The organism is Gemmatimonadetes bacterium SCN 70-22 (assembly GCA_001724275.1).
Classification (GTDB): Bacteria; Gemmatimonadota; Gemmatimonadetes; order Gemmatimonadales; family Gemmatimonadaceae; genus SCN-70-22.
The window spans coordinates 94,243-120,175 of sequence record MEDZ01000005.1; the positions used below are offsets into that span (position 1 = coordinate 94,243).

Consider the following 25,933-nt stretch of genomic DNA (forward strand, 5'->3'; position numbering starts at 1 on the left):
CAGTCCCGTCCGGCGTTCCCCGACGCTGAGGGGCGCCGGCCCGGACCAAAGTTCCTCGTTCTCTCCCGATGGCTCCCCCCGCCGGCGTGCGCATAGTTCGTCCCGAGTCGCCTGACGCACCACCGCACCTGACGAGGCGCCTCGCGCCACTGAGTGCGCGTCGTCCGACGACGCAGTCCGTGACGTTGCAGTCCAGATCCGTTCGCGCACGATCCGTTCGCGTCCGATCCGTCTCGAGTGTACACCGCGCCGCAGCCGGTCCAGCCTGCGGAATCTTCTGGAGCGCACGACCATGTCCGCCACCTCCGTCCTCCTCGCCTTCGGCACGCTCGCCGTCCTGAGCGCTGCCCCGAGCACCACGCCGGCACTGGCCCAGCAAACCGGGCCGGTCACGGCACCAGACACCGGCGCCGCGCGGCCGACCGCCGCTGCCCGCGCCCCCACCACCGACTCGACGGCGCAGTCGACCATCCTCGACGTCTTCCGCAAGACCGTGCCGGGCGTCCGCCCCTACGACGCCCGCGGCATCAACGTCTTCGAGATGCCGAAGCCGGCCACCGCCACGTTCACCGGCCCGACGCTCGATCTCGGCGCGGCCTTCACGCAGTCCTTCCAGGCGCTCGATCACTCCAACACGGCCGCACCCCGGATGGTTGGCGGCAAGGACCAGAACCAGCTCCTCGCGATCGGCGCCGGGCTCCCGCTGGCGAGCGCTAATCTGGTGGTGAACGCGCAGCTCGCGCGCGGCATCGTCGTCTCGCTGGAGAACTACCTGGCCGCGCGCGGCCACGAACAGTTCTACGTCAAGGGTGGCTACCTCCAGATCGACGCCTCGCCGATCAACATCGCGCCGCTCAACACGCTCATGAAGTACGCAACCGTCAAGGTGGGCATGTTCGAGAACAACTTCGGCGACTCGCACTTCCGCCGCTCCGACGCTGGCCAGGCGATGTACAACCCATTCGTCGGCAACTACATCGTCGACCCGTTCACGACCGAGGCCGGGGCCGAGGTCTACTTTCGCCGGGGTTCGGCCTTCGTCATGGGCGCGGTGACCAGCGGCGAGATGCGCGGCTCGGTGGCGACGCCGGAGAAGCGCGGCTGGGCGCGCTACGGCAAGGTCGGCGTCGACAAGCAGGTCAATCGTGACCTGCGCGTCCGCCTCAGCGGCTCGCTCTACAAGGCGGACCGCTCCCTCAACCAGACGATCTACTCGGGCGACCGCCCCGGCTCGCGCTACTACGACGTGCTCGTCGACTCGGTGGGCCGCGACCGCTGGAGCGGCAGCATCCAGCCCGGGTTCCGCAACAATGTGCAGGCGCTGCAGATCAACCCGTTCGTCAAGTTCCGCGGCCTCGAGGTCTTCGGCTCGCTCGACCGTGGACAGGGGCGGGCCGCCACCGAGACGACCGACCGCAAGCTTTCCCAGGAGGCCGTGGACGTGGTCTACCGCTTCGCCGGCGACCGGCTCTACGTCGGCGGGCGCTACAACACCGCGACCATGCGACTGCAGGGGATGACAAAGGACGTGGGCGCCGATCGGCAGGCGCTCGCCGCTGGCTGGCAGATCTCGCCGCTCATCCTGCTCAAGGGTGAGTACGTGACGCAGAAGTACGTCGATTTCCCGACCACCGACCGCCGCAGCGGCGGCAAGTTCAACGGGTTCGTCATGGAAGGCGTGGTCGCCTTCTGACGACGCCCACTACGAACGCGTAGGGATCGGCCCTGCCAAGGGCCGGATCGGGACCACCGTGGGGCGGGCCAGCATGGCCGCCCCACGCTGTTGCTTTCAGCCTTTTGGGGTTCACCTCCGGCTGCGGAGCATTGGCGTGTGAGCCATCGAGCCGCACGGGTAGAGCAGCTGCTCACGCCGGTGCGGACGCGTCGCACGAACTCGGGCTCGCCGCCGCGTACGGCTCTACGCAGCGTGCAATCGCTGGCGTGACGAGTGCAGTCGATGATGTGCCTGGACAAGGCGATTCACGAGAGGCTGATCGCGCAGTGCGAACAGATCATCGCGGTGCCGTCAGCGGAGATCGAGCCGATGTAGGGATGGCTCCGGGAGTGGTACCGCGTCTCCTACGAACCGCGGATGAAGCCGAGCGGCACGAAGATGCAGGCAAAGCGCCACCGCGCCACCGGAGGTGGTGGCGCGGTGGCGCGTCAGGTCGCGATCACGTCGCGATCAGCTCACGCCTCGCGGACCGTCGCCCCTCGGTCCAGATAGAAGTCCGGATCGGCCACGAACTTGTCGCGGCAGGTCTGTGAGCAGAAGTGATAGGTGTGCCGGTGATGCTCGACGTGGTGCTCGGCGACGGCCCCCGAAACCTGCATCCCGCACACGGGGTCCTGCACCACGTTCTGTGCCTGGTATCGTGGGTCGGTCTCGAGGCTGAGATACAGATCGAGGAAGCGCAGCAACCGGTCCCCGACCCACTGCGCGACCGCCTGCTCGTCGGGCGCATCGAGTGAAATGTCCAGGTGATCCTCCTTCGTGAAGTCGAAGAGGACGGGGACCACCTCGACGCGAAAAAAGACGCTCGCCCCCCCCTTCACCCGGTCCTGCAATACGCCCACCGTCAGCGTGGTCGTCGCCGGAAAGCGAGTGGTGCGTGCGAAGATGCACCGCGTGTGCACGCCCACGGCCGTCTGGCACTGATCCATCTCGCAGCGCACGAGTGGCATCGCGCCGAGGCGAGTCGTGAGTGCCTCCACGCGCGGGCGAATGACGCGTCCGAAAAGATCCACGGCCATCTGCTCGAACTTCCGTTCGGCGGCCTCACGCTCGGCCATCGTCGTCTCCATCTCCCGGCTCTGCCGCGCCCTCGCCGTATCCGCGGCAGTGATCACCTGCTCCAGCCGCTTCGTGAAGTCAGGTGTGTCGCCCGGACCACCTGATCTCTCGTCATTCGAGGCGTTCCACATCGCGTCCTCCCGCCCGCTGCACGCGGAGCTTCGTTTCGCCATCGTCCGCCGCGACCGTGCGGCCCGCGGCATTCATGGTCCCGGCGCGGCGCCTGCCATCGACAGCCACCTGCACCGCACGGGTCGAAGATCGCGCCGCGGCCTGAATGGGGGCTGAAGAGCGCATGAGCAATCCACGGTGGATATGCTCGTCCCATGCAGCGCTGGTGACCGACTCCGCATGGTCGTTCATGCGCCCTTCAGCGGGCGCTCAGCGTGACGTGGTACTCTCGATCTGCCGACGAGCGCCATTGCTAACTGCAGTCGTCGCGATGCGCCTCGTCCCCGACCTCTCACCCCTCCGCTCATGCTGAGCAAATCCCCTCTTCCGTATGCAGCCGACCGGCAGCTGCCCGCCGCCACCCTGCGCGGCATCCATCGACTGTCCAACGATGCCGGCATCCTTTCCCTCTGCGCGCTGGACCACCGCGACGCCCTGCGCCTTCTGATCGACCCGGTGCACCCGGACACAGTCAGCAACGCGTCGGTTGTCGCGTACAAGCGGGAGCTCTGCGCCGTGCTCGCCCCCCACGCGTCGGCCGTACTGCTGGACCCTGCGTCGGGCGCCGAGCACGCGGTCGTCGCCGAAGCGCTACCACACGATGTAGGGCTCGTCGTGAGCGCCGAGGACGACTGTGACGCGGACGAGGACGGCGCGCGCGTCTCCGAGCTCCTCGTCCGCTGGAGCGCCGCCGACGCGCGGCGGCTCGGCGCCGACGGGGCGTCGCTCGTCGCCTACTACCATCCAGGGCATAGCGAGTCGGCGACTTGGCAGCTCCGCGAGGTGCGGCAGTTCGTCGAGCGCTGCCGGGAGGGGGCGCTCCCCAGCCTCGTCCAAGCCTTCACCTACCGCCTCGACCCGGAGAGCCCCGAGTCGTTCGCGCGGCGCAGGCCTGAGCTGGTGATCGAAACGGCACGGCAGGTGACCGCGCTCGGCGTCGACCTGCTCGCCACCGAATTCCCGGGCGATGGGCGTTCAACGCAGGACGACGGGCGGCTTCGCGACGCCTGTCTCGAGCTGGACGCCGAATCGAGGGCGCCTTGGGTGCTCTGCGGTGCCGGTGCCACCTTCAACGAGTTCGCTCAGCAGCTTCGCATCGCCTGCGAGGCCGGAGCCGCAGGCTTCCTGGCGGGGCGAGTCGTGTGGGAGGAGGCGTTCGCGATCGCCGACACCGGCGAGCGGCGGCGTTGGTTGCGCACGGTGGCGGCCGACCGCCTGCGCCGCCTCGCCGACATCGCCGGCACCCACGGCCGACCCTGGTGGGCTGGGAGGACGATGCCATGGAGGGCGACACCATGACGGACGTGACCAGGATGCACCTGTGGCACCAGACGAACGACGCGTCGCGCACACCACACCGGGTGAGCGCCGGCGAGCTGGTAGCCATCGAGAGCGGCACGTGGCCCGTGGAGCCCGGACAGAGCGTGTGGGTCGTCGTCCGGTCCGAGGAGACGGACGGTCGCGTGGAGCAGTCGCTCGTCAACGCCGCGTGGCAACGCAACGCAGACGGGAACAGCTACTGGCGGGCGACGCTCGGCCCCTTCGCCGACGCGACGCGCGTGACGTACGAAGTGCATGGGCGCTCGCCAGCCGGCGAGGCGTCTGTGCCGGCCGTCACCTTCGTGGTGGGCCCGAAGCTCCATCTCGCCCTGCTCTGGCACCAGCACCAACCTCTCTACCGAGACACGGGCCATCCGACGGCACTTGGCAGCTACACGCAGCCGTGGGTCCGTCTGCACGCGCTGCGCAGCTACTACGCCATGGCCGCACTGGTCGCCGACCACCCGGACATCCACTTGACGATCAACCTCACGCCGGTTCTGCTCCGGCAGCTGGCGGACTACGTCGAGCACGGCGCCACCGACCGAGCCCTCGACCTGACGCTGACGCCCGCGGAGTCGCTGTCGCCGGCCGAGCGCGACGAGGTCCTCTCGACCTTCTTCGACGCCCAGTGGCACAATCAGGTCTTTCCGCATCCCCGCTATCGGGAGCTCTTCGCGATGCGCAGCGAGGAGCGGGAGGGGAGCGCGCAGGACATCCGCGACCTCCAGATGTGGTTCAACCTCGCGTGGTTCGGCCGCGAGTTCCGCGACGGCGACGTGCGGCTCGTGACCGGCGAGGTCGTGTCCGTGCACCGGTTCGTTGCGCAGCAACGCGACTTCAGCGTGGATGACGTGCGGGCGATGGTCGCCGAGCAATACAAGGTCATGCGGGCGATCGTACCGATCCATCGCCTGCTGCAGGAGCGTGGACAGATCGAGGTCGCCACGACGCCGCTCGCCCACCCGATCCTGCCGCTCCTCGTCGATACCGACTTGGCGACAATCGACCGTCCCGGCGCATCGCTCCCGCCACGCTTCGCCTGGCCCGAGGACGCCGAGGCGCACGTCCGTCTGGCCATCGAGAGCTACATACGAGCCTTCGGGCGGCCGCCGCGCGGCATGTGGCCGGCGGAGGGCGCCGTCAGTCAGACGGTAGTTCCCCTCTTCGCCGGGCACGGCGTCCAGTGGATCGCGTCCGACCGCGGTGTTCTCGCCCGGTCGGGGCGCTGGGGCTACCGAGCCGACGAACCCGACGTACTCTGCCAACCATACCAGGCGCTCGGTGGAGAGAGCGCCGTGAGCGTCTTCTTCCGAGACGGCTGGCTCTCGGACCGCATCGGCTTCGACTACCAGCACGTCGCCGACCCGGTCGACGCGGCACGCGACTTCGTCGCGCACGTGAGAGCGCGCTTCATCGAGCCGATGGCGAAGGACGATGCGGATCGCGTGCTCACCGTCATCCTCGACGGCGAGAACGCGTGGGGCGCGTACCGCGACGACGGGCGTCCGTTCCTGCACGCGCTGTACACGGCGCTGGAGCAGGCCTCCGACATCCGAACGGTGACCTTCGCCGAGTACCTCGACGGGAACGCCGGGCGGCGGATCCGCCCGCATCCCCCCAGCGAGCAGGCCGTCGTCCATGACCTCTTCACGGGCTCCTGGATCGACGAGAGCGGGTCCGCTCCGGGGGCCGACCTCGGCACGTGGGTCGGAGAGGCTGAGGAGAACCGCGCCTGGGCGCTGCTCGGCGCAGTCCGCGCGGACCTCGAGCGCGCCCGGACCGCTCCGGCGGAGCGGGTGGCTGCGGCCTTCGACGCACTCCATGCTGCCGAGGGCAGCGATTGGTTCTGGTGGTTCGGTGACGATCAGGAGTCCGGAAACGACGGCGCGTTCGACGAGCTGTTCCGCACGCACCTCCGGAACGTCTACCACGCGCTCGGGCGTCCGGCACCGGCGGCGCTGGCGCAGCACGTCGTGCCACGCGCCGTGGTCTGGAGCTTCGCCAGCCCCGTCGATCGCATCCAGCAGGGCGACCGGCTGATGGTCCACACCAACTGCCCGTGCGAGCTCACCTGGCGACTGGACGAAGGGCCGGTGCAGTCGGCGGTCCTCGTGCCGGCCGGCGGCGTGATGGCCGGGCCGCAACGCCATCATCTGACGCTCGGGCCGTTCCCGCCCGAGGCTGCCGTCCTGCGCTTCCGGCTGCGCTGCCTGCACGAGGGCTGTGAGCACGACGGTAGGTGCTTCCGCGGGGACGCGCGGACGGTATGGCTCGGCGAGTCTGGTCGCGACAGCGTCCCGTCGGACACCGCCGACGGCGGCGCGGCACATTCAGGAACGACGCCGGCGAGCGCGACGTGAGAAGCCCGTCCATCCACCGCTCGGCGTTCATGTCGGAGGCACCATGCGTGTAAGCTCCCTGATCCGTCTCGGTGTCGCGATGGTGTTGTTGGTCGCCGCCCGCTCCACGCGGGCGCAGCCGACACCACACAGCGTTGACGCCGACGGCCGGCGTGTGTCGGCGCACATCCTGCTCGGTGGCTTCGTGCCCACCGGGGCGCAACGTCGGGCGCTCGGCCCGGCAGCACTCATCGGGGCCCAGCTCGCGGTCGGGCTCCGACCGCAGCTCGCCGTCGTCGGCGGCGTGGCCATCGCCCAGACGAGAGATCGTAGCGCGCCGACGAGCACCGACGTCGATCTGGTCCAGTTCGACGTCGGTGTGGAAGTCGGGGGCGGCGCGGCGCAGTCGGCGAGACGAGGGATCGCACCGTTCGGTGGCATCGGCATCGGCGGACGACGCTACGATCACCGCGCTGACGGCGTCGCCACGCAGACCGTGCTCGCCGGTTACCTCGCCGCCGGCGCCGAGCTCACGCTGTGGCGAACGGGACTCCGCATCGAGGCACGCGATTACCTGTCCGGTGGCCACGGGCGAGCTGACGGTGCCTCCGTTCGGAACGACCTCGCCTTGCTGGCCGGACTGGCGTACCACTTCCGGTAGCAGGACACGACGCATGCTCGCGCCGGCCTCGGCAGCGCGATGGCGCTCGATTGCGCTCGATTGCGCTGCGCGTGGTTCGCCAAGTGGCTGGATACCTCACAACATGACGCCGAACGTGGAGCGTCATGCCGACATCTGGATAAGCACACGGTGCGACCAGCGGTCCCCATGCTGGACACGCCCCGTCCTGATCCCTTTCACCTGAGTCGCACACACCATGGCCAGCTCCGCCACGCTTCGAACGGCACTCGCCGTCACCGGGTTCCTGCTCGTCGCCGGCTTCTTTCTCATGACCGAGCACCGGGCACACATCTTCGGCCTGTGGCCATTTCTGCTGATCCTGGCCTGTCCTCTCCTGCACATCTTTCTGCACCGCGGCCATGGGAGCAGTCACGGTCACGACGGTGGGCGCCATGATGAGGGGGGCCATCGTGGCGGACACAGCGATCGCGCTGCGGCAGCTCCTGCCGACCAATCGGCAGCCGAACAATCGGACGCCGGCGCACGCCGTCGGCAGGACTCGCCTCACCACTCCTCACCGTCTGAGGTAGCATGACCACCGACACCGCACCCGCCTACGGCCTGTGGTCGCTGGTTATCCTGAACTCGGCGATCTTCATCTTCTTCGCGTTCAGCTTCTTCAAGCCGCGCACGAGCCGCGACTGGCGCTCACTCGGCGCCTTCTCCGCCTTCGTCGTGGCGCTGTTCACGGAGATGTACGGCATCCCGTTCACCGTCTACCTCCTCTCGGGCTGGCTGGGCCAGCGCTATCCCGGCCTCGACCTCCTTACGCACGACGCCGGCCACCTGTGGGACACGCTGCTCGGCTGGCAGGGCGATCCGCACCTGAGCCCCTTCCACATCCTGAGCAACGTCCTGATCGCCGGCGGGTTCATCCTGCTCTCGGCGGCATGGCACCATCTTCTCGCCGCCCAGCGCGAGCGGCGCCTCGCCACCAGCGGGCCCTACGCCCGCATCCGGCATCCGCAGTACGTCGCCTTCATCGCCATCCTGCTGGGCTTCCTGCTCCAGTGGCCGACCCTGCTCACGCTCCTGATGTTCCCGGTCCTCGTCGCGATGTACGTACGGCTGGCGCGGCGCGAGGAGCAGGAGGTGCGCGCCGAGTTCGGCGCCGAGTACGACCGCCATGCGGCCGTGACGCCGGCGTTCCTGCCACGGCCCGGCCGGATCGCGCGCTCCGCGTCCCCGGCGTCGCGCGACGCCACGTCTTGAGCGTCCCTGCGGACCCCCTCCTGACCACTCCCCTGCTGAGGACACGACCATGCGACTCAACACTGCAGCGCTCGCCCTCGCCGCGGGCATCACCACCGCCGTCGTCTACGCGCTCTGCTCGCTCCTCGTCACCGTCGCACCGGGCAGCGCTGCAGCCGCCTTCAGCTACGTGTTCCACCTGGACGTCAGCGGGCTTGTACGGCCACTCACGTGGGGCAGCCTCGCCACGGGCCTCGTCTGCGTGAGCCTGGCCGTGGCACTCGTCGTCGCGCTGCTGGGGGTGCTGTACAACAGGTTCGCGGCCGGCACGCTCGGCACGCCGACGCCGTCGCGGGTGGGCGCGCAGCAGGGATAACGCCGTCGCGCTGGTACAGGCATACCTGCGCGTGAACGGCTACTTCACGGTGACGAAGTTCCCGGTGATCGAGGCGCTGCGCGGTGGCGCGTACCGCACCGCCGCACGGTGCTCGTGCGCTTCGGCTTGAGAAGGCGCTGGGAACGTCAGGGTGACGTACTGTAGAGAAGCCACTCGCGGAAGACCGGCACACCGGCGGCGGCATCCCGCCGTACGAGCGGCTCGCACAGGTAGCGTGGCACCCCAAGAAACGCGGCCATCGCGAGGCTCGCGACGCCGAGATGCAGCACCTCGACGGCGACGGTGAACCAGCCGGCGACGACGAGAAGGGTGTCGTGCCAGGCGCCCCGACACGCGCCCGGTCATGCGCCTCTCAACCGGTCGCTGGCGCTACAATCGAGGCCGTGTAGCCGAGCGTCTTGATCGCGGCGATCATCTGCTCGACGGTCACCTTCGCCGGATCGTAGGTCACGACCGCTGTCCCCTTCTCGTAGCTCACGTCCGCCTTGGCAACTCCGGGGAGGCGCGTGAGAACCTTTTGCGTTCCGAGCACGCACCCAGCGCACGTCATCCCCTTCACTGCGAGCGTCACCGTCCGAGACGCGGACGCTGGTTGCGTCACCGCCGGTTGTGCCGGCGACCGTTGCGTCACCGCCCGTGCGGCTGCCTCCACCGGCGGTCGAGCGTCGGCATGCGGTCGTACAGGTGGAGATGCCTGCACGGGGGCGGCCTCTGCGATCGGGGCGAGACCATCAATGGCGCCGATGGACCGTGACTCCGGCCCGCAGAGATTGGAGAGGGAGAGGGCGCCTACGGCGGCGGCGAGACCGAAGGTGGCGAGCGGTTGGATCATCGGTACACCCGGTGTAGGGGACGTGAGGGCTTGGTGAGAACGTCGGCGCGCCGCCTCGGGGCGACGCCGCTCGGTGGAGTCAGACGAGAAGCATGGACCACTGGGGGAATGTCAGGAACACGAGCGCGACGAACGCGGCGATCCACAACAGGATCTCGTCGCGGGTCCGGTGGCGGGGAGCGGTGCATGTCGCGTCCTGCGTGCATGCACCGCTCGGGGCGGTAGCGGCTTGCGCCGGCTTCCTCCCATAGACGACGTAGAAGCCGACTGCAAGGAGAATCAGGGTCAGGACGGTCAACGGGAGGCGGAGCGGCTCGAACGTGCTCGCGAGTCCCGCGCCGACGCCGAGCGTCACGAATAGGAGCGGCCCCATGCAGCAGAGCGAGGCGAGAAACGCGGCGCCGATGGCGCCCGCGGCCGCCGCGAGGCCGCGCCGCGCACCGGAGCTGGGACTGGGGTTGTGCGCCGCCGTAGACAGGGGGATCGGGTCGGTCGTGGCAGGCGTTCGGTAGGCTACTCGGTCGGTCATGTCGGGACGTAATCGTGGTCGTGGTCGTGGTCACGCGCTGCAGCTACGCCAAGCAGGACGTTCCCGGGCGCGCGGTTCATGCGCAGCAGCTCAGCTTCTGGACGCCGGCGGATCCGCCCTGCGCGACAAGCTTCAAGCTCTCCACCCACGTGAGATACGGATGGAGCGTGCCCGAGAGATCCTTCGCGGTCAACCCGAACCGGATGGCGAGTGTCACCTCGCCCATGAACTCCCCGGCGTTTGGCGCCACTGCGTGCACGCCGAGGATGCGCCCTGAACCGGACTCGGTGACGAGCTTGACGAGCCCGCGCCGGTTGAAGCTCACGAGCGCGCGCGGAACGTCGGCCATGTCCAGCGTGGCGACCTCGATGTGGTACCCGGCCGTCCGCGCGGCGGCCTCGGTCAGGCCCACCGAGGCCACCTGCGGGTCGGTGAACGTCACGCTCGGTACCACCCTCAGGTCGAACTCGCGCTGATCGTCGCTCGTCGTCCCGGTCGCGTGGAGCGCCTTTAGCGCGTTCTCCGCAGCCACGCGCCCACCCGCGGCGGCCACGTACACGTAGCCTGGCCCTCCGGTCACGTCGCCAGCGGCGTACACGTCCGGGTTCGTGGTCCGCATCGTGGCGTCCACCTCGACGTAGCCGCCCGGCGTGAGCGCCACGCCGACCTCCTCGAGGCCGAGGTCCTGCGTGTTCGGCCGTCGTCCCGTGGCAACGAGCACCCGCTCGGCGCGGAGCTGCCCGTCGAGGCCCCCCCGCCGCACGTCGACGAGCACCCCGCCTTCGTCGCGCTCCGCGCGCACCGCGGTGGTGCCGGTATGGACCTCGATCCCCTCGGCCTCGAGCGCCTGGCGGAGCAATTCGGCGATCTCCGGGTCCTCTCCGGGGAGCAGATGCGCGCCGCGCTGGACGATCGCGATCTTCACTCCAAAGCGTGCGAGCGCCTGCCCCAGCTCCACGCCCACCGGGCCGCCCCCGACCACGAGCATGGAGGCGGGGAGTGCCTCGAGACTCATCGCGGTCGTACTCGTTAGCGCGTCGACGGTCTCGACACCCGGGATCGCCGGCAGGGTGGCGGCCGACCCTGTGGCGACGATCACCTTGCGGGCGAGGTACTCGCGTGTGGATGGGCCGTCGCCGACCCTCACACGGATCGCGCCGCTGGAGGTATCGTTCACGGCGCTCGCCAGGAGGCGCGCGCGGCCCTCGAAGCGCACCACACCGGGGTAACTCGCGAGCACGTCGGCGTATTTGGCTTCGCGCAGCTCGCCCACGAGCGCGTCTTTCTGACGCACGACTTCGCCCCAGTCGACGGCGGGCTCGCAGGGCGCCACACCGGGGAAGCCGCGCCGAGCGGCGTGGGCGTGCGCGGCAGCCTCGACCAGCATCTTCGACGGGATGCAGCCAACGTTCACACACGTGCCACCGAGCGTGCCGCACTCAGCGATGGCGACCTTCGCGCCCATCCCGGCCGCCTGAATCGCCGCAGCGACGCCCGCGCCGCCAGTTCCAATAATGAGGAGGTCGAAGTCGGCGCCCGGCGCGGCGCCTGTCCTGTCGGGCGCGCCGGCGGTTGCGTGTACCGAGAGCCGGCGTGCGGGAGCCTCGCGAGCGAACGACGGCGTGTCGGAGCGCCCTGAACCGGGCGCCGCAGACGCCTCGATGCCGGCCATCCCGACCGATTCGGCGCTGACCTCGTCGGGGATGAGCGGCTGGGCGCGATAGCCCGCCCGTGCGACCGCAGCGGCGAGCGCGCCGGCCAGCGCCGGCGTCGGCGTCACGCCCGGGGCCAGTTCCACGCGGCTGCGGCCCGCCCGGTAGTCGACGTGCGCCGCCTCGACCCCCGCTACACGCTCAAGCGCGGCCGTGACGTGCCGGGCGCAGTCGAGGCAGGTCATCCCGCTGATGGTCAGATCGAGGCGCATGCGCTGCTCGGCTGTGTGGTTAGGAGCGCGACTCCGCTCCAAGGAACTCAGCTCCACGGTCTCGGCTCCAAGGCCTCAGCGGGTGATACTTCCCGACGCGCACGGCGTTGGCGCCGCGGCGGCGTCGGGCGCGTTCAGTGCGGCGATGATTGGACAGTCGAACGGGTCAACCGCCGCGTCCACATTCGTGCCGCAGGTCTCGTCACACTCGGCCACCAGTACGAAGAGCGACTGGCGGAGTGCCCCGAGCATCCGGAGCTTCTCGTCGACTTCGCGCAGCTTCGTCGCGGCCACGTCGCGTACCGCGAGCCCGGCCCCCCGGCGGGCCGGTGTCCCCCGCAGCCGGAGCAGTTCCTCGACCTCGGCGAGACTGAAGCCGAGCACCTGCGCGTGCTTGATGAAGCGCACCACGCCGATGGCCTCCGGCGGGTACTCGCGATAGCCGCTCGCTCGCCGGCCGGTTGGCTGCAGGAGTCCGCGTCGCTCGTAGTAGCGGAGCGCGTCGGGGGTGACGCCGGCGGCGGCGGCCAGGTCACCGATGCGGAGCACTGCAGCCGTTGGGCGCGCGGGAGCAGATGCGGGAAGTCCGAGGCTGAAACGGCGGCGGGTGGTTGCCGAGAAGGAGCTGGACATGATCGAAGGATAAACCCTGGAGTACACTCCAGAGTCAAGTTCCGGCATGACGCACAGCGGCACTCACGCGGACCATGATCTTTGGTGATCACCCCCCGGAGCGGATCACCTTCTGGCGTACACCGCCGTCTCGCCATCGCGCGTGAAGGTGAGCACGTCGTACGGCTGCCCGCTGCCCTCCATTCCCGGCGAGCCCGCCGGCATGCCGGGCACGGCGAGTCCCGCGACTGGCGGCCGCTCGTCGAGCAGCCGCACGACGAGGTCCGCCGGCACATGCCCTTCGACGACATACCCGCCGACCAGCGTCGTGTGACACGAGGCCAGCTCGCCCGGCACCCCCTGCTCCGCCTTGATCGCCGCGATGTCCGATACGTTCTTCTCGGTTACCTCGAAGCCAGCGCGACGCATGTGCCGGAGCCAGAGCGAGCAGCACTGACACGTGGGGCTCTTGTAGACCGTGATCTCGCTCGCCTGTGCGGGTGCCGGCGTGGCAAGCCACCAGCCGGCACCAAGGAGCGCCGCGACTAACACCGCGGCGATGATGCGGAGCCGGCGGCTGCGTGCACCCGCAGGGCTCGGGGCAATAGCGCCCCGGCCTGGCCGCCCATCGGGGCGGCCCTGCGCGAGACGACCGCCCTCGCGCGCCTCGTGCCGCGCGCCGCGCAGCGCCGAGGGCCGATGTTGCTTGTGTTCACTCATGGCGTCAAACCTCCCTCGCTGTTGTTGGACGATGTCATCGAAAGCTGCGCGGCACCGACAGGTCGTGGTGCCGCCCCTGCCATGCGCCCGCCGAGCGACCGCTCGGCGGCAAGATCCGCACGCACCTCGCGCTCTTTCCAGAGCGAGTAGATGGCCGGGATGACGATCAGCGTGAGCACCGTGCTGCTCACCATCCCGCCCACCATCGGTGCGGCGATGCGCTTCATCACGCTGGACCCCGTCCCCGTGCCCCACAGGATCGGCAGCAGGCCGGCCATGATCGCCGTCACTGTCATCATCTTCGGTCGCACGCGCTCCACGGCGCCCTCCATCACCGCGTCGTAGAGGTCGCGCAGCGTCGGCCGGCGGCCGTCCACCTGTCGCGCCTTCCACGCATGGTCCAGGTAGATGAGCATGATGACCCCTGTCTCCGCCGCCACGCCGGCCAGCGCGATGAATCCGATCGCTACCGCCACCGACCAGTTGTAGCCGAGCAACCAGATGAACCAGATACCGCCGATGATCGCGAACGGCAGCGAGAGCATCACGATCAGCGTCTCGCCCACGCTCTTGAAGTTGAAGTAGAGGAGCAGGAAGATGATTCCCAGCGTGGCCGGTATGACGACCTTCATCGTCTCCTGCGCGCGCAGCATGTATTCGTACTGCCCGCTCCACGCGAGGGTGTAGCCGGAGGGGAGCGTGACCATCTGCTCGACGACCCGCTGCGCCTCGGCCACGTAGCTCCCGATGTCCCGATCGGCGACGTCCACGTAGACCCACGCCGTCGGCTGCGCGTCCTCGGTGCGGACCACCATGGGGCCCGGCACCTGCTTGATCGTGGCTACCTGGCCGAGCGGCACCTGCGCCGCCCGTCCGCCGCTGGCGGCGCCGGGCGCCGCCCCACCACCCATCGCCATGCCGGCGCCCGCCGTGGCTGCGTCACCCCCCGCCGTATTCACGGGAATGAGGACGGACGCCAGCCGCTCCGGGCTGTCTCGCAGCTCCTGCGGGTAGCGCACGCGCACACCGTAGCGCTCGCGCCCCTCGACGGTCTGCGTGATCGTCATGCCACCGATCGCCGTCGTGATGACAGCGTTGACGTCACCCACGTTGAGTCCGTAGCGCGCGGCCGCCGCGCGATCGATGTCGATGTCCACGTAGTAGCCGCTCACCGCGCGCTCGGCGAACGCGCTCCGCGTGCCGGGCACGGATTGCACAGCGCGCTCGACCTCCTTGCCGATTCGCTCCAGCTCGCCCAGGTCGGGACCGAAGATCTTGATCCCCACTGGCGTCCGGATGCCTGTCGCGAGCATGTCGATGCGCCCGCGGATCGGCATCGTCCAGGCGTTGGTCACCCCTGGCATCCGCACGGCGGAGTCCAGCTCGGCGATGAGATCGTCGTACGTCAGCCCCTTCCGCCACTCCGATTCCGGCTTGAGCGTGATCGTCGTCTCGAACATGTCGAGGCCCGCCGGGTCCGTCGCCGTGTTGGCGCGGCCGGCTTTCCCCCACACGTGCTCGACCTCCGGGAACGACTTCAGGATCGCATCCTGTGTCCGCATGATCTCGCGCGCCCGGGCTACGCTCACACCCGGCAGTGTCGTTGGCATGTAGAGGATCGTCCCCTCCTCGATCGGCGGCAGGAACTCGCTGCCGACCTTCGTCCACGGAATCCACGAGAGGATGAGCGCGACGGCGGCCACGCCGATCACCGGCCACCGGTGCCGGAGAACGCCCGTGATCATCGGACGATAGACACGGATGAGCGCCCGGTTGAGCGGATTGGCGCGCTCCCGGTACATCTTCCCGCGGATGAAGAGCCCCATCGCCACCGGGACGAGCGTCACCGCCAGCAGACTCGACGCCGCCATGGCGAACGTCTTCGTGTACGCGAGGGGCTTGAAGAGCCGCCCCTCCTGCCCGGCCAGCGTGAACACCGGCACGAACGAGACGGTGATGATGAGGAGCGAGAAGAAGAGCGCAGGTCCCACCTCCCGCGACGACTCGACGACCACCTGCCAGCGCTCGCGCGCCGAGAGGACGTTCGTGTTGAACGAGCGCCCCATCGAGACTGCGCCCCGCGCGACCTCCTTCGCTTCCACCGCACGTTCGAGATGCTTGTGCATGTTCTCGATCATCACGATCGCCGCGTCGATCATCGCGCCGATGGCGATCGCGATACCGCCAAGCGACATGATGTCCGCACCCACGCCAACCCACCGCATGCCGATGAAAGCCATCAGGATGCCGATAGGCAGCGTGAGGATGGCGACGAGCGCCGAGCGCGCGTGGAAGAGGAAGATGAGGCAGACAAGCGCGACGACGACCGACTCCTCGAGCAGCTTCTCGCGCAGGTTCTCGATGGCGTGCTCGATGAGCGAGCTCCGGTCGTAGACCGGCCGCACGACCACGCCTGGCGGGAGCCCACGCTCGACCTCCACCAGCTTCTCCTTGATGCGCTCGATGGTCGTCAGCGCGTTTTCGCCGAAACGCATGACGACGATGCCGCCCACGGCGTCGCCGCGCCCGTCGAGCTCGGCGACCCCGCGCCGCACGGCCGGGCCCACGTTCACCCGTCCAAGTTCGGCGACGCGGATCGGCGTGCCGGTCTCGGTGGCACCGACGACCACGTTCTCGATGTCGCCGATGCTGCGCAGGTAGCCGAGACCGCGCACCATGTATTCGCGCTCGGACAGCTCCATCACCATCGCGCCGACGTCCGCGTTGGCATTCTGGATGGCGCTCATCACGCGCGTCACCGGGATACCGTACGCGAGCAGCTTCGCCGGATCGATGTCCACCTGGTACTGCTTCTCGAACCCCCCGACGGCGGCGACCTCGGATACCCCGGGCACTGCCGTGAGGGCGTAGCGGAGATACCAGTCCTGGAGGCTCCGCAGTTCGGCGAGGTTCATCCGGCCGGTGGTATCCTCGAGTGCGTACTGATAAACCCAGCCCAGCCCCGTGGCGTCCGGACCCAGACTGGGCGTCACGTTCGCCGGCAGCTTGCCCTTGATGCCGCTCAGGTACTCGAGCACGCGGCTGCGCGCCCAGTAGAGGTCCGTCTCGTCGTCGAAAATGACGTAGACGAAGGACACACCGAAGAAGGAGTACCCACGCACCGTCCGCGCGCCCGGCACCTTCAGCATCTCGGCGGCGATTGGGTAGGTGACTTGGTCCTCGACGATCTTGGGCGCCTGCTCGCCGTAGTCGGCCTGCACGATGACCTGAACGTCGCTCAGGTCGGGCAGCGCCTCGAGCGGCGTGCGCTGGAGGGCCCGTATGCCGCCGAAGATGGCCCCGACCGTGAACAGGGCGACGAGCAGCTTGTTGCCGACGGCCCATTCGATGATGCGATTCAGCATGGCCGTCTACTCCCGATGCTGCGAGTGATCGATGCCCGGCGTCTTGGGCATGGGCACCGCCTTGGGCGCCGCCGGGGGTCGCGGGCCGGGCGCGACCGGCGTGCTCGCGCGGTCGTCACCGCCCGTGGCACCCGATGCCCCCATGTCCATCCCCGGCATGTTCCCCATCCCACCGAGCGCCGAGCCGAGGTTCGACTCGGCGTCTACAAGGAAGGTGGCCGAGGCGACGACGGTGTCGCCCGCCACGAGCCCCTGCAGGATCTGCATCCGATCGGTCGTCGCCAAGCCGAGGACGACGTCGCGCGGCGCAAGCGTGCCATCGGCGCCCTTCACGAAGACCATGGTGCGCGTCCCCGTGGCGAGCACCGCCGAGCGGGGCACGTTGAGCGCCGACGCCGGGCCCGTGCCACGCACGCGAATGGTCGCGTACATCCCAGGCTTGAGCACGAGACGGGGATTCGTCAGCTCGACGCGCACCCGCGCCGTTCGCGTTTCCGCGTTCAGCGTCGGGTAGATGTAGGTGATCCGACCCATCCGCTGCTCGCCGGGCAATGCCTCGAACTCCGCGGTCACCTCCTGACCCAGCCGGACACTGGCCAGGTCGCGTTCGAAGACCTCGCCCTCGAGCCAGACCGTGCTCAGGTCGGCGACCCGATACAGTGCGTCACCGGCCATGATGCGCTGGCCGGCCAGCACGTTCTTCTCGACCACGACCCCGCCCGCCGATGCCCGCAGGACGAGCGCCTTCCGCACCTCGCCCGTCCGCTCGATGCGCTCGATCTCGCTCGCCGGGATGTCCCAGAAGGCGAGGCGCCGCCGCGCGGACTCGCGCAGCTCTTCGGCACCGCGCTGTGCCTCCGGCGTACCGGCAGCCACGTCGGACGTCAACTGCCGCGCGAGGAGAAGCTCCTGCTGCGCCGACACGAGCATCGGCGAGTAAATCGACAGGAGCGCCTGCCCTTGTTGCACCGGCTGGCCCGTGTAGTTGACGTAGAGCTCTTCGACCCAACCGTCGATCTTCGGCGCGATGGCCTTCACGCGCGTCTCGTCGTACGTCACCAGCGCGACGGTCCGAATCTCGGTCGCGAGCGGGCCGAGGACCACGGGCGCGTACGTCACGCCGATCCGCCGCGCGTTCTCCTCCGTCAGCAGCACGGGCATCGCGCTGTCCGCGGCGGGGGCGGCCCCGTGGTTGTGTCCGGCCGCGGCCGCCGCTTCGTCGCCGCTGCGCGTGAGCAGGTAAACAGCCGCGATCGCCGCCAATATCACCACGGCGAGAATCGCGGCGCCGAGCGCGCGGCGACGGCGGCTCGGTCGGCCGGATCCGAACGGCGACTCTTCGTTCGAATCCGGAGTCGGACCGATGGGCGAGGCTCGTTGCGTGCCCGCATCAGTATGGGGGTGAGTGGCATCCCGCCGGGGGTCGTCGTGCGGCACGCTCGTCGCCCTCTCGTTCAGATAATCGTTCGGTACGTTGCTCATCTTCTGCTCCCGGCCGCGGGAGCGGCCACCACGTTCGGGTCGAACAGCTCGCGACCAATCAGCATCTCCAGGTCGGCCACCGCCTTGCCCTGCTCCGCCACGAGCACGAAGAGCTCCTGCTGGTAGCGGTTGAGGGTCATCTGATTGTCGAGCAGCGTCATGAAGTTCACGTCGCCCACCCGGTACGCGGCGAGCGAGGACGTGATGGTCGCCTGGGCCTGCGGCAGGATGGTGCTGCGATAGAGGTCACTCAGGTTGCGCGCGCGGCGCCAATCCGCGTACGCGCCAGCGACGCGCCCGGCAGTTTCAGCGCGCATGGCCGTGAGGTCCGCCGCCGCCATGGTTCGCATGGCCGTCGCCTCCTCGCGCATCTGGAGCTGGCGGCTCCGGGCGAAGATCGGGAGACTGGCCCCGAGCATCAGGCTACCCATCTGCTCGTTCCCCATGCCCACTGGGCCCGCCCGCCAGCCGTACTGTACGCCGACCTCGAGGTCGGGCCACAGCTCCCGGCGAGCGAGCGTCGCGGCCGCTTCCGCCCCCCGCAGCTCCTCACGCCCCGCTTGAATCATTGGGCGGTTCGCCTGGGCCAGCCAGATCAGCGAGTCGAGCGGCGGCAGTTCGGTCGGCAGCGCCGGGAGCACGGGCGAGGCCGGATCGGCCTGCGGGGCGCGGTTGAGCAACCCCGCGAGCCGTGCGTCCATGCTGGTGCGCATCGTCTCCATGCGGACGATGTCCTCTGTCATGCGGGCGATCTCGACCTGCGCGCGGAGCACGTCCGGCTGCCGTCCCTCACCCACCGCATACATGGTCTGCGCGGTCGTGGCGATGTCCTGCAGGAGCCGCCGCGTCGCGATTGCCACGTCGAGCGACTGGTCGGTCTGGTACAGGTCATAGAAGGCCATCGCTGCCTGGGCGCGGACGTCCCACCGGACGTCGGCGGCGCGGCTGCGGGCCGCCGCCGCCTGCGCCTCAGCCACGTCACCGGCCAGACCGAGCTTGCCCGCCACAGGGATCATCTGGATGAGCTGTAGCTGCGTCATGCCGAGCGGGTCCATCGACTTCAGCGACGGCAACTCGCGGTTCATGAAGCCGAGCTGGAGCAGTGGATCGGGCGGACGCTTGGCGCCGGGCACGCGCGCCTCGGCGGCACGGGCCAATGCCCGAGCGGCCTCGAGCCGCGGACTCGCGGTGGCGAGCTGCCGGTAGAGCGCGCCGAGCACCAGAGAGGGCGCTTGACGAGCGGGTGTGTCGCGGTCGCCGGCTGCGGAAGCTGACGACGTCTGCGCAACGGCGCGACCGGGCATTCCGATACCGGCGAGCACGGCCGTGGTGGCCAAGCCAGCTGTGCGGACGAGTGCGCCTACGCGCCGATCTCGCCAGCAGAAAGAACTGAGTTTCACGGGAATCGTCTCGGGTTGGCGCCGGCGCGTGCTGGTCCGACGATCGAGCCTACAGTTGGTCGATCGGAACAGTCGCCAGGCTACCTGAGCCTGCGCTGAGCGGGACCTGAGCGTACACCAGCGATGTGCTGCAGCATGCTCGTCCGGCCGACGGCTTGTGGGCGGAGGAGCGACTCGTGGCCTGCGAGGGCGCAGCTACGCTCGAGGAGGGGGGACGTCGGGGGCGTCGGCGCGTGAGTGAGGACGGGTGTCCGATTCGGACATCTCCCCACCTGCCTGCCATGCGTCGGTTGCCAGCGACGGGGCGGTCGCAATTGACATAGCCACGGCCGAGCACGCCATCATGGCGGCGCAACCTGAGGGAATACCCGAATCGGGGCAATGCGACGGCACCGACTCAGTGCTCTCAGTCGAAGGCGACGCCCCCGGGATTGCCCGCGCCTCATTGCGAGCTCGGTGCGCGGGCGTCATCACCATCCCATCATGCGTCATCCCTGCCGCGGTCTGCACGCCCGATTGAGCAACCGCCGCCATCGCCGGAACGGCGTTCGACCCGCCGTGCGAACTCGCGTGCCCCACCAGACACGCCGCACCACTCCCCTGCCAGTCGGCCTGGAAGAGGAGGAGCGTGGTGACGAGTGCGGTAAGGCGGCGAAGGACGAGCACGACTGGCGACCGAGGAGGGATGATCTGTGTAGCGACCGGGCCACTGAAGAAGCTAAGCTCTAGACGCTCGATAAAATGTAAGATTCCGACGGTTGCTCCGCCAATCGGGAAACCGGGCGCGAGACGTCGGAGAAACCCGGACATCTACGATGGCGCAGACACCGGAGTCGGAGGTGCGGCTACCGTTCTCGATCTGCGCGCGCCCGACCTGAGGCGCCGGCGGCTGGGACTTGGCGGGTCGGCGGGTCGGCGCCCCTCGAGGATCACCGCCCTTCGAGGTCCCGTTCGCCAAGAACGTGCCGCGTTGCACGTCCTTGGCCGGGGTGAAGACTGGCGTCGTAGAAGCGCTCTCCCTTGAGGCGGAGGGCGACGATCAGCCCCGCGTAGTCGAGCGGCGTCATTTCCCGGGCGATGCGGGGGATGAGTGCTTTGAGCAAAGTCTGACGGTCCGGCAGCGACAACGAGTTCGCCTCCTCGACCAGCTTCCTCAGCGCGGCGTGGTCCAGATCGTCGGTCTGGTGACTCGTCGTCATGCGCTCGTCATCGGTGGCGGGTGTGTGCAGAGAATGGGCAGCTCGTCCCCTCCGTCAGGACGATGGCCCCACAGCGATCGTCCGGCAACCTTTCGTGGTGCCGGTCCGCCGCACCAGCACCATGCGGCCCGTGCCGACCGTCAGCGGCCGATGTGAGGGCACTCGCGCAGGAGCGGACCGAACGGCGAGCCGAGGCAGAACAGGTGGCTGATCGCCGATTGGCCCTCGTGCATGCAGTGGATCGGCACATCGGGCCGCTCGCTGGGCAGGGGGTGCGCCATGAGCACGCCCGACGCCCAGACGAGGCCGAGCGCCAGCGCGGCGCCGGCGACAGACCGTCGTGTTACGTGGCTCGTCACCGGCGGCTCCTCGCCGGCGAGCCGCCGGATGCGGCGGTCGAGAAGGTCCGGCCGGTAGAAGCCCACCGAGAAACCGGTAGAGATGCCGACCGAAGCGCGCACCAGCGCCGGCGGTGTCCGCCAGTGGGCCAAGGCCAGGATCGCCGAGGCAAGGACCAGCGGGCGACCGGCGGCGGCCGCGTCGTCGGCGGTGACTTCCGCATCGTCGGCCGCGTCCGCCGCCAGGCGGTGGAGCGCGGGGAGCCAGAAGAGCATCCGGCCCAGAAAGCGCAGGACCGAGAGGCGAAGCGGGTCCCGCCGCACGAGGTGCGCGCGCTCGTGCGCAAGCACCGCCGCGAGCTCGTCCGGCGTCAGCCACTCGGCCAGTTCCGCCGCCACGTAGATCATCGGGCGCAACCAGCCGACAGTAAACGCTGGATTGGGAAGCCCGGAGACAATCCAGAGGCGCGCCGGGTCGATGCCCGACGCGCGCGCCGCCTGCCAGAACGAGTCGCCAGCTTGGGGCGGAGTAGCCCCGAGCGGCACGAGAGCGCGGCGGACCGTCAGCCACGCGCGCGCACGGTCCCAGATGGCGTAGGCCAGCCCCGCCACGATGAGGACATGAAACAGGTAGTGAACCGGCGCCAGCAAGTGGTGCAGAGCTATCAGGCACAAGGCCCAGAGATGGTCCTGGCCCGCCAGCAGCGTCTCCATCCCTCGTGCCACATGGTGGCCAAAGACCGGACTGGTGCTCAGAACAATGAGGGCGGCGAAGCCGAGGAGGACTACGCGACGATGGCGGTCCTCCCGCGACGCGAGGGCGGTCGGCCGATTCGGGGCGCCGTCCATGCCTTGTCGCCCCGGCCCTTACCCGCCGTCGCCCGGCCGCTCGCCAGCGCTCTGCGCACGAAGACGGCGGCGGATGAGGCGGCCCAGCTCGGCGAGACGCTCCGGGTCCTGCTCGGCGAGCACGTCGACGACCGAGGCCGCGACGGCGTCGGGCCCGAACGAAAGAATCCCCTCGACGACGCGCCGTGACACGAGCGTCCGGAACTCCTCCTCCTTCATGACGGCGCGATAGTGAAGCAAGCCGTTCTTCGACGCTCTCGTGAGGAACCCCTTCGTCACCAGCTTGTTGAGCACTGTGATGACAGTGAGCGGCGCGACCGGATGCGACGCGATGACCCGCTCGTACACCGCCCGGGCGGGTGCCGGCGCCCCGAGCGCCCATACCGTCTGCAGCACGCGCGCCTCCAGATCGCCCATGACCTTGGCCAACCCTTCGGCCGAGAGACGGACAGTGTCCTGCAGGTGCAGGCCCTTGCGATTCGAGTGGCGGGGCGGACGGTCGGGCGGCATTCGGATGCTCCGTTGGGAAGTAGAAAGATACGACTCGCTATATTCCGCGTAAAGCATCTCCCCCCGGCGGTGGAGCGCGCCCTATCGTACCATGCCGCCGCTGCGGGTCCATCGACCGAGTCTCACCAGGTGTGGACGTAGTCGGCGCGCCGGCGGTGCCGTTCCATCGTCCCCGCGTCGATGGGCGGCTTGTCCTTCGTCGTTGCTCTCCCGAGAGTGGCGACCCCTGCCGCCGTTCGGCCTGCAACGGATGGACGGAGGGGAGATCGGGAGGACGGGCGCCAGCGGCCTCCCCCAAGACATACCGGAACCACCTCACAGTCCGGCACGTCGGAGGAACTGCGCGTTGACGGCGACAATCACCGTGCTGAGGGACATGAGCACCGCACCGACGGCAGGCGTGAGCACGATGCCCCACGGAGCGAGGACCCCGGCCGCGAGCGGAATGGCGAAGACGTTGTAGCCGGTGGCCCACCACAGGTTCTGGACCATCTTGCGGTAGCTCGCCCGACTGAGCCTCACGATGCGCGCCACGTCCCGCGGATCGCTCCGCACGAGCACGATGTCCCCCGCCTCGACCGCCACGTCCGTCCCGGCACCGATGGCGATGCCAACGTTCGCCGTCACGAGCGCCGGCGCGTCGTTCACGCCGTCGCCCACCATCGCCACGCGTTTCCCGGCCGCCTGAAGCTCCTCGATCTTGCTCGCCTTCTGCTCCGGGAGCACCTCGGCGAAGACGGTGTCGATCCCGATCTCCTGCGCCACCGCGTCAGCCACCGCACGCGCGTCGCCCGTCATCATGACGACCTCGATCCCCTCCTCGTGCAGCGCACGGACCGCCTCGCGCGACTCCGGCCGAACGACGTCGGCGACGGCGAAGGCGGCAAGCGCCCGCCGCTCGTCGGCGAGGTAGATCGAGGCCTGCCCGCGTGCGGCGGCTCGGTCCGTGGCCTCGCGCAGGGGCGCCGGCACCTCGAGCGACTGCGCCCGCACGAGTGCCGGGCCACCCATGTAGAGCGTGCGCCCGTCCACTCGGGCGCGCACGCCCTTCCCCGGGATCGCCTCGAACGCCTCGGCCGCCCGCACCACGATCCCGCGCTCCTCGGCGCTGCGCACGATCCCCTGCGCAATCGTGTGCTCCGAGTCACGCTCGACGGCGGCCGCCAGCCGGAGCGCTTCTTCGGGTGCGAGGCCGTCGGTCGTGGCGATGTCGACGACACCGAACTCGCCGCGGGTGAGTGTCCCCGTCTTGTCGAAGACGACAGCATTCACAGTGCGCGCCTCTTCGAGTCCGCGCCGGTCGCGCACGAGCAGGCCGTTGCGCGCGCCGAGCGTGGTCGAGATGGCGATGACGAGCGGGATCGCGAGCCCCAGGGCATGCGGGCAGGCGATGACCAGCACGGTGACCATGCGCTCGACGGCGAAGGCCGGCTCCGCCCCGAGCGCGAGCCACGCCACGAGCGTGAGGGCGCCGGCGGCGAGGGCGATGAGCGTGAGCCAGAAGGCCGCGCGGTCGGCGAGCGCCTGCGCGCGCGACTTGGACGTCTGCGCCTGCTCCACCAGTCGCATGATGCCGGCCAGTGCCGTGCGCTCGCCGGTACCAGTTACCTCGACGCGGAGCGAGCCCGCGCCGTTCACCGTCCCGGCAATCACCTTGGCGCCTTCGCCCTTCTCCACGGGTGCAGACTCGCCCGTGATCATCGCCTCGTTCACGTCGCTCGCGCCGGACCGCACCACGCCATCCGCCGGAACGCTGGCTCCCGGGCGAACGAGCACGAGCTCCCCGTCGCGGAGCTGGTCGAGCGGGACCTCCTCCGTGACCTCGCTCCCGTCCGTCATCCGGAGCCGGATCGCGGTGTTCGGCAGGAGCTTGGCGAGCTCCTGGAGCGCCCCCTGCGCCTGGGCGATGGAGCGCATCTCGATCCAGTGGCCGAGAAGCATGATGGTGACGAGCGTCGCCAGCTCCTCCCAGAGCGGCATGCCGGGGAAGCCGAGGGTGACGGCGGCGCTGAAGACGAAGGCGACTGTGATCGCCAGCGAGATCAGCGTCATCATGCCCGGAAGTCGATCCTTGAGCTCGCGGATCGCGCCCTGGATGAAGACCCAGCCGCCGTACACGAACACGGCGGTGCCGAAGAGGGGCGGAATCCACCGTGCGCCGGGGAACTGCGGCGGGGTATACTCGAAGGCGCGCTGCAGCATGTGCCCCCAGACGAGCGTCGGGAGCGTCAGGAGTAGCGAAACCCAGAACTTGTCGCGGAACATCGCCACGCTGTGGCCAGCGTGCTTGTCGTGCGCCCCGTGATCCGCCGGTGGGTGGCCTGCGTGCATGTCGTGGCCCGAATGGCCGGCATGCGCTCCCATGGAAGCCGACGCGGCGGCGCGCGCTGACTGCCCCGCCCGCGGCAAGTCTGGATGTTCTGGGTACCCCGGCTCGGCAGGCAATTCGTCGTGCGCCCGTCCATCAGGCGGACCGTGATGTGCGTGAGGCTTCGGTGACGCAGCTTCCGCCCCGAGGCTCACGTGGTGAGCTCCGTGCTCTCCGTCGTCGGCCGCGTCGCGATGCGCTCCGTGGCCCGAGGCATCCTCGTGGCCGCCACGATCTGGCTCTTCCCGGTGATGCTGGTGGCGTTCGTCCATTCCGCTCCTTCACATCGTCGTAGTGGTTCGTGCTCGACGTAGCATAAAGCGTGGCGCTCGCGACGAGAATGGCCGCTCATGCGGCGCGCGGCGCGCTCGCGTCTTCAGTCATTCGACCGTCAGCATGCAATGCGCTCTATGTTCGGGTCGAGACTGCACCTTCCGCTGACCACGACTGAACCGCACGGACTGTCCATCCAACCGCGGGCTCATGCCCGCTCGAAGCACACGTCACGCGCAAACCAGAATACGCGAGTCGGCAACCATCGTACAGACGCGCCCGCCTCGGCGGGCGATTTCGGAACTCCCCAAGGGTGAGTCCCTCGGGGCAAACCACTCAGACCTGTGCCCAGTCCCCTCGGCTTGAGCATGCGCTTCGCAGCGGGCATGATGCGCAAGCAAAGGGCGGCGGCTCCAAAGGCTGAAGCCGCCGCCCTGCAGCGTTCCGAGTCGTTTTGTACTCGGATGCACCACACTCGCGTCTCGATCAGCGCGCCTGCTGCTTACGCTCGAACTCCGCGATCTCGCGCTCCTGGTCCGCCCGCATCTTCTCCGCCATCGACCTGACCGCGGCGTTCTGAAGGCGCGGCATGAACCGATCGATCATCTGGAGCGCCTCGCGATGGTGCATGATGA

At 69.3% G+C, this 25,933-nt stretch carries 18 protein-coding genes and 1 pseudogene; 6 read left to right on the forward strand and 13 right to left on the reverse strand.

The genetic code is table 11. From position 1 onward, the window contains the following. The first annotated feature begins 469 nt into the window (after window positions 1-469). On the forward strand, window positions 470-1,693 hold the full coding sequence (locus ABS52_04625; protein ODT04562.1) for a hypothetical protein: 1,224 nt from the start codon (window positions 470-472) through the stop codon (window positions 1,691-1,693). 497 nt (window positions 1,694-2,190) lie between these two features. On the opposite strand, the gene ABS52_04630 is transcribed toward ABS52_04625, so the two are convergent. Further along, window positions 2,191-2,850 carry a hypothetical protein gene (locus ABS52_04630; GenBank protein ID ODT04541.1) on the reverse strand — a complete coding sequence of 220 codons (660 nt, stop codon included), beginning with the start codon at window positions 2,848-2,850 and terminating at the stop codon, window positions 2,191-2,193. Between the two features lie 421 nt (window positions 2,851-3,271). Between ABS52_04630 and ABS52_04635 the strand changes: the two genes are divergently transcribed. The 5 genes from ABS52_04635 to ABS52_04655 all read left to right on the forward strand — a co-directional run bounded on the left by ABS52_04635 (window position 3,272) and on the right by ABS52_04655 (window position 8,876). Next, window positions 3,272-4,264 (forward strand): hypothetical protein, encoded by a 993-nt coding sequence (locus ABS52_04635; protein ODT04542.1) that lies wholly within the window; start codon window positions 3,272-3,274, stop codon window positions 4,262-4,264. Beyond that, window positions 4,225-6,648, forward strand: coding sequence for a hypothetical protein (locus ABS52_04640; GenBank protein ID ODT04543.1), 2,424 nt, complete (start codon window positions 4,225-4,227; stop codon window positions 6,646-6,648). The genes ABS52_04635 and ABS52_04640 overlap by 40 nt, the downstream gene beginning before the upstream one ends. Window positions 6,649-6,727: 79 nt before the next feature. Next, window positions 6,728-7,288, forward strand: a complete 561-nt coding sequence (locus tag ABS52_04645) for a hypothetical protein (GenBank protein ODT04544.1) — start codon at window positions 6,728-6,730, stop codon at window positions 7,286-7,288. A 552-nt stretch (window positions 7,289-7,840) separates the two neighbouring features. After that, window positions 7,841-8,521, forward strand: coding sequence for an isoprenylcysteine carboxyl methyltransferase (locus tag ABS52_04650; GenBank protein ID ODT04545.1), 681 nt, complete (start codon window positions 7,841-7,843; stop codon window positions 8,519-8,521). 49 nt (window positions 8,522-8,570) lie between these two features. Continuing rightward, window positions 8,571-8,876 (forward strand): hypothetical protein, encoded by a 306-nt coding sequence (locus tag ABS52_04655; GenBank protein ODT04546.1) that lies wholly within the window; start codon window positions 8,571-8,573, stop codon window positions 8,874-8,876. A 373-nt stretch (window positions 8,877-9,249) separates the two neighbouring features. On the opposite strand, the gene ABS52_04660 is transcribed toward ABS52_04655, so the two are convergent. The 12 genes and pseudogenes from ABS52_04660 to ABS52_04715 all read right to left on the reverse strand — a co-directional run bounded on the left by ABS52_04660 (window position 9,250) and on the right by ABS52_04715 (window position 24,922). After that, a complete protein-coding gene (locus ABS52_04660) occupies window positions 9,250-9,528 on the reverse strand; it encodes a hypothetical protein (protein ODT04563.1) in 279 nt (92 codons plus the stop codon). Between the two features lie 280 nt (window positions 9,529-9,808). Beyond that, a complete protein-coding gene (locus tag ABS52_04665; protein ODT04547.1) occupies window positions 9,809-10,258 on the reverse strand; it encodes a hypothetical protein in 450 nt (149 codons plus the stop codon). Window positions 10,259-10,334: 76 nt separating this feature from the next. Then, a complete protein-coding gene (locus tag ABS52_04670; GenBank protein ID ODT04564.1) occupies window positions 10,335-11,774 on the reverse strand; it encodes a mercury(II) reductase in 1,440 nt (479 codons plus the stop codon). A gap of 483 nt (window positions 11,775-12,257) precedes the next feature. Next, window positions 12,258-12,731 carry a hypothetical protein gene (locus tag ABS52_04675; protein ODT04548.1) on the reverse strand — a complete coding sequence of 158 codons (474 nt, stop codon included), beginning with the start codon at window positions 12,729-12,731 and terminating at the stop codon, window positions 12,258-12,260. Window positions 12,732-12,920: 189 nt separating this feature from the next. After that, entirely contained in the window at window positions 12,921-13,400 is a 480-nt protein-coding gene (locus ABS52_04680) for a hypothetical protein (GenBank protein ID ODT04565.1), read from the reverse strand. 242 nt (window positions 13,401-13,642) lie between these two features. Next, window positions 13,643-16,879, reverse strand: a pseudogene (locus tag ABS52_04685) (cation transporter). Window positions 16,880-16,885: 6 nt separating this feature from the next. Continuing rightward, on the reverse strand, window positions 16,886-18,142 hold the full coding sequence (locus ABS52_04690; GenBank protein ID ODT04549.1) for a hypothetical protein: 1,257 nt from the start codon (window positions 18,140-18,142) through the stop codon (window positions 16,886-16,888). A 215-nt stretch (window positions 18,143-18,357) separates the two neighbouring features. After that, window positions 18,358-19,581 carry a hypothetical protein gene (locus tag ABS52_04695; GenBank protein ID ODT04550.1) on the reverse strand — a complete coding sequence of 408 codons (1,224 nt, stop codon included), beginning with the start codon at window positions 19,579-19,581 and terminating at the stop codon, window positions 18,358-18,360. 1,109 nt (window positions 19,582-20,690) lie between these two features. Further along, a complete protein-coding gene (locus tag ABS52_04700) occupies window positions 20,691-20,960 on the reverse strand; it encodes a hypothetical protein (protein ID ODT04551.1) in 270 nt (89 codons plus the stop codon). A gap of 140 nt (window positions 20,961-21,100) precedes the next feature. Continuing rightward, window positions 21,101-22,012 carry a hypothetical protein gene (locus ABS52_04705; GenBank protein ODT04552.1) on the reverse strand — a complete coding sequence of 304 codons (912 nt, stop codon included), beginning with the start codon at window positions 22,010-22,012 and terminating at the stop codon, window positions 21,101-21,103. A gap of 153 nt (window positions 22,013-22,165) precedes the next feature. Beyond that, window positions 22,166-22,657, reverse strand: coding sequence for a hypothetical protein (locus ABS52_04710; GenBank protein ODT04553.1), 492 nt, complete (start codon window positions 22,655-22,657; stop codon window positions 22,166-22,168). A gap of 315 nt (window positions 22,658-22,972) precedes the next feature. Then, a complete protein-coding gene (locus ABS52_04715) occupies window positions 22,973-24,922 on the reverse strand; it encodes a copper-translocating P-type ATPase (GenBank protein ODT04566.1) in 1,950 nt (649 codons plus the stop codon). Between the last annotated feature and the right edge of the window lie 1,011 nt (window positions 24,923-25,933).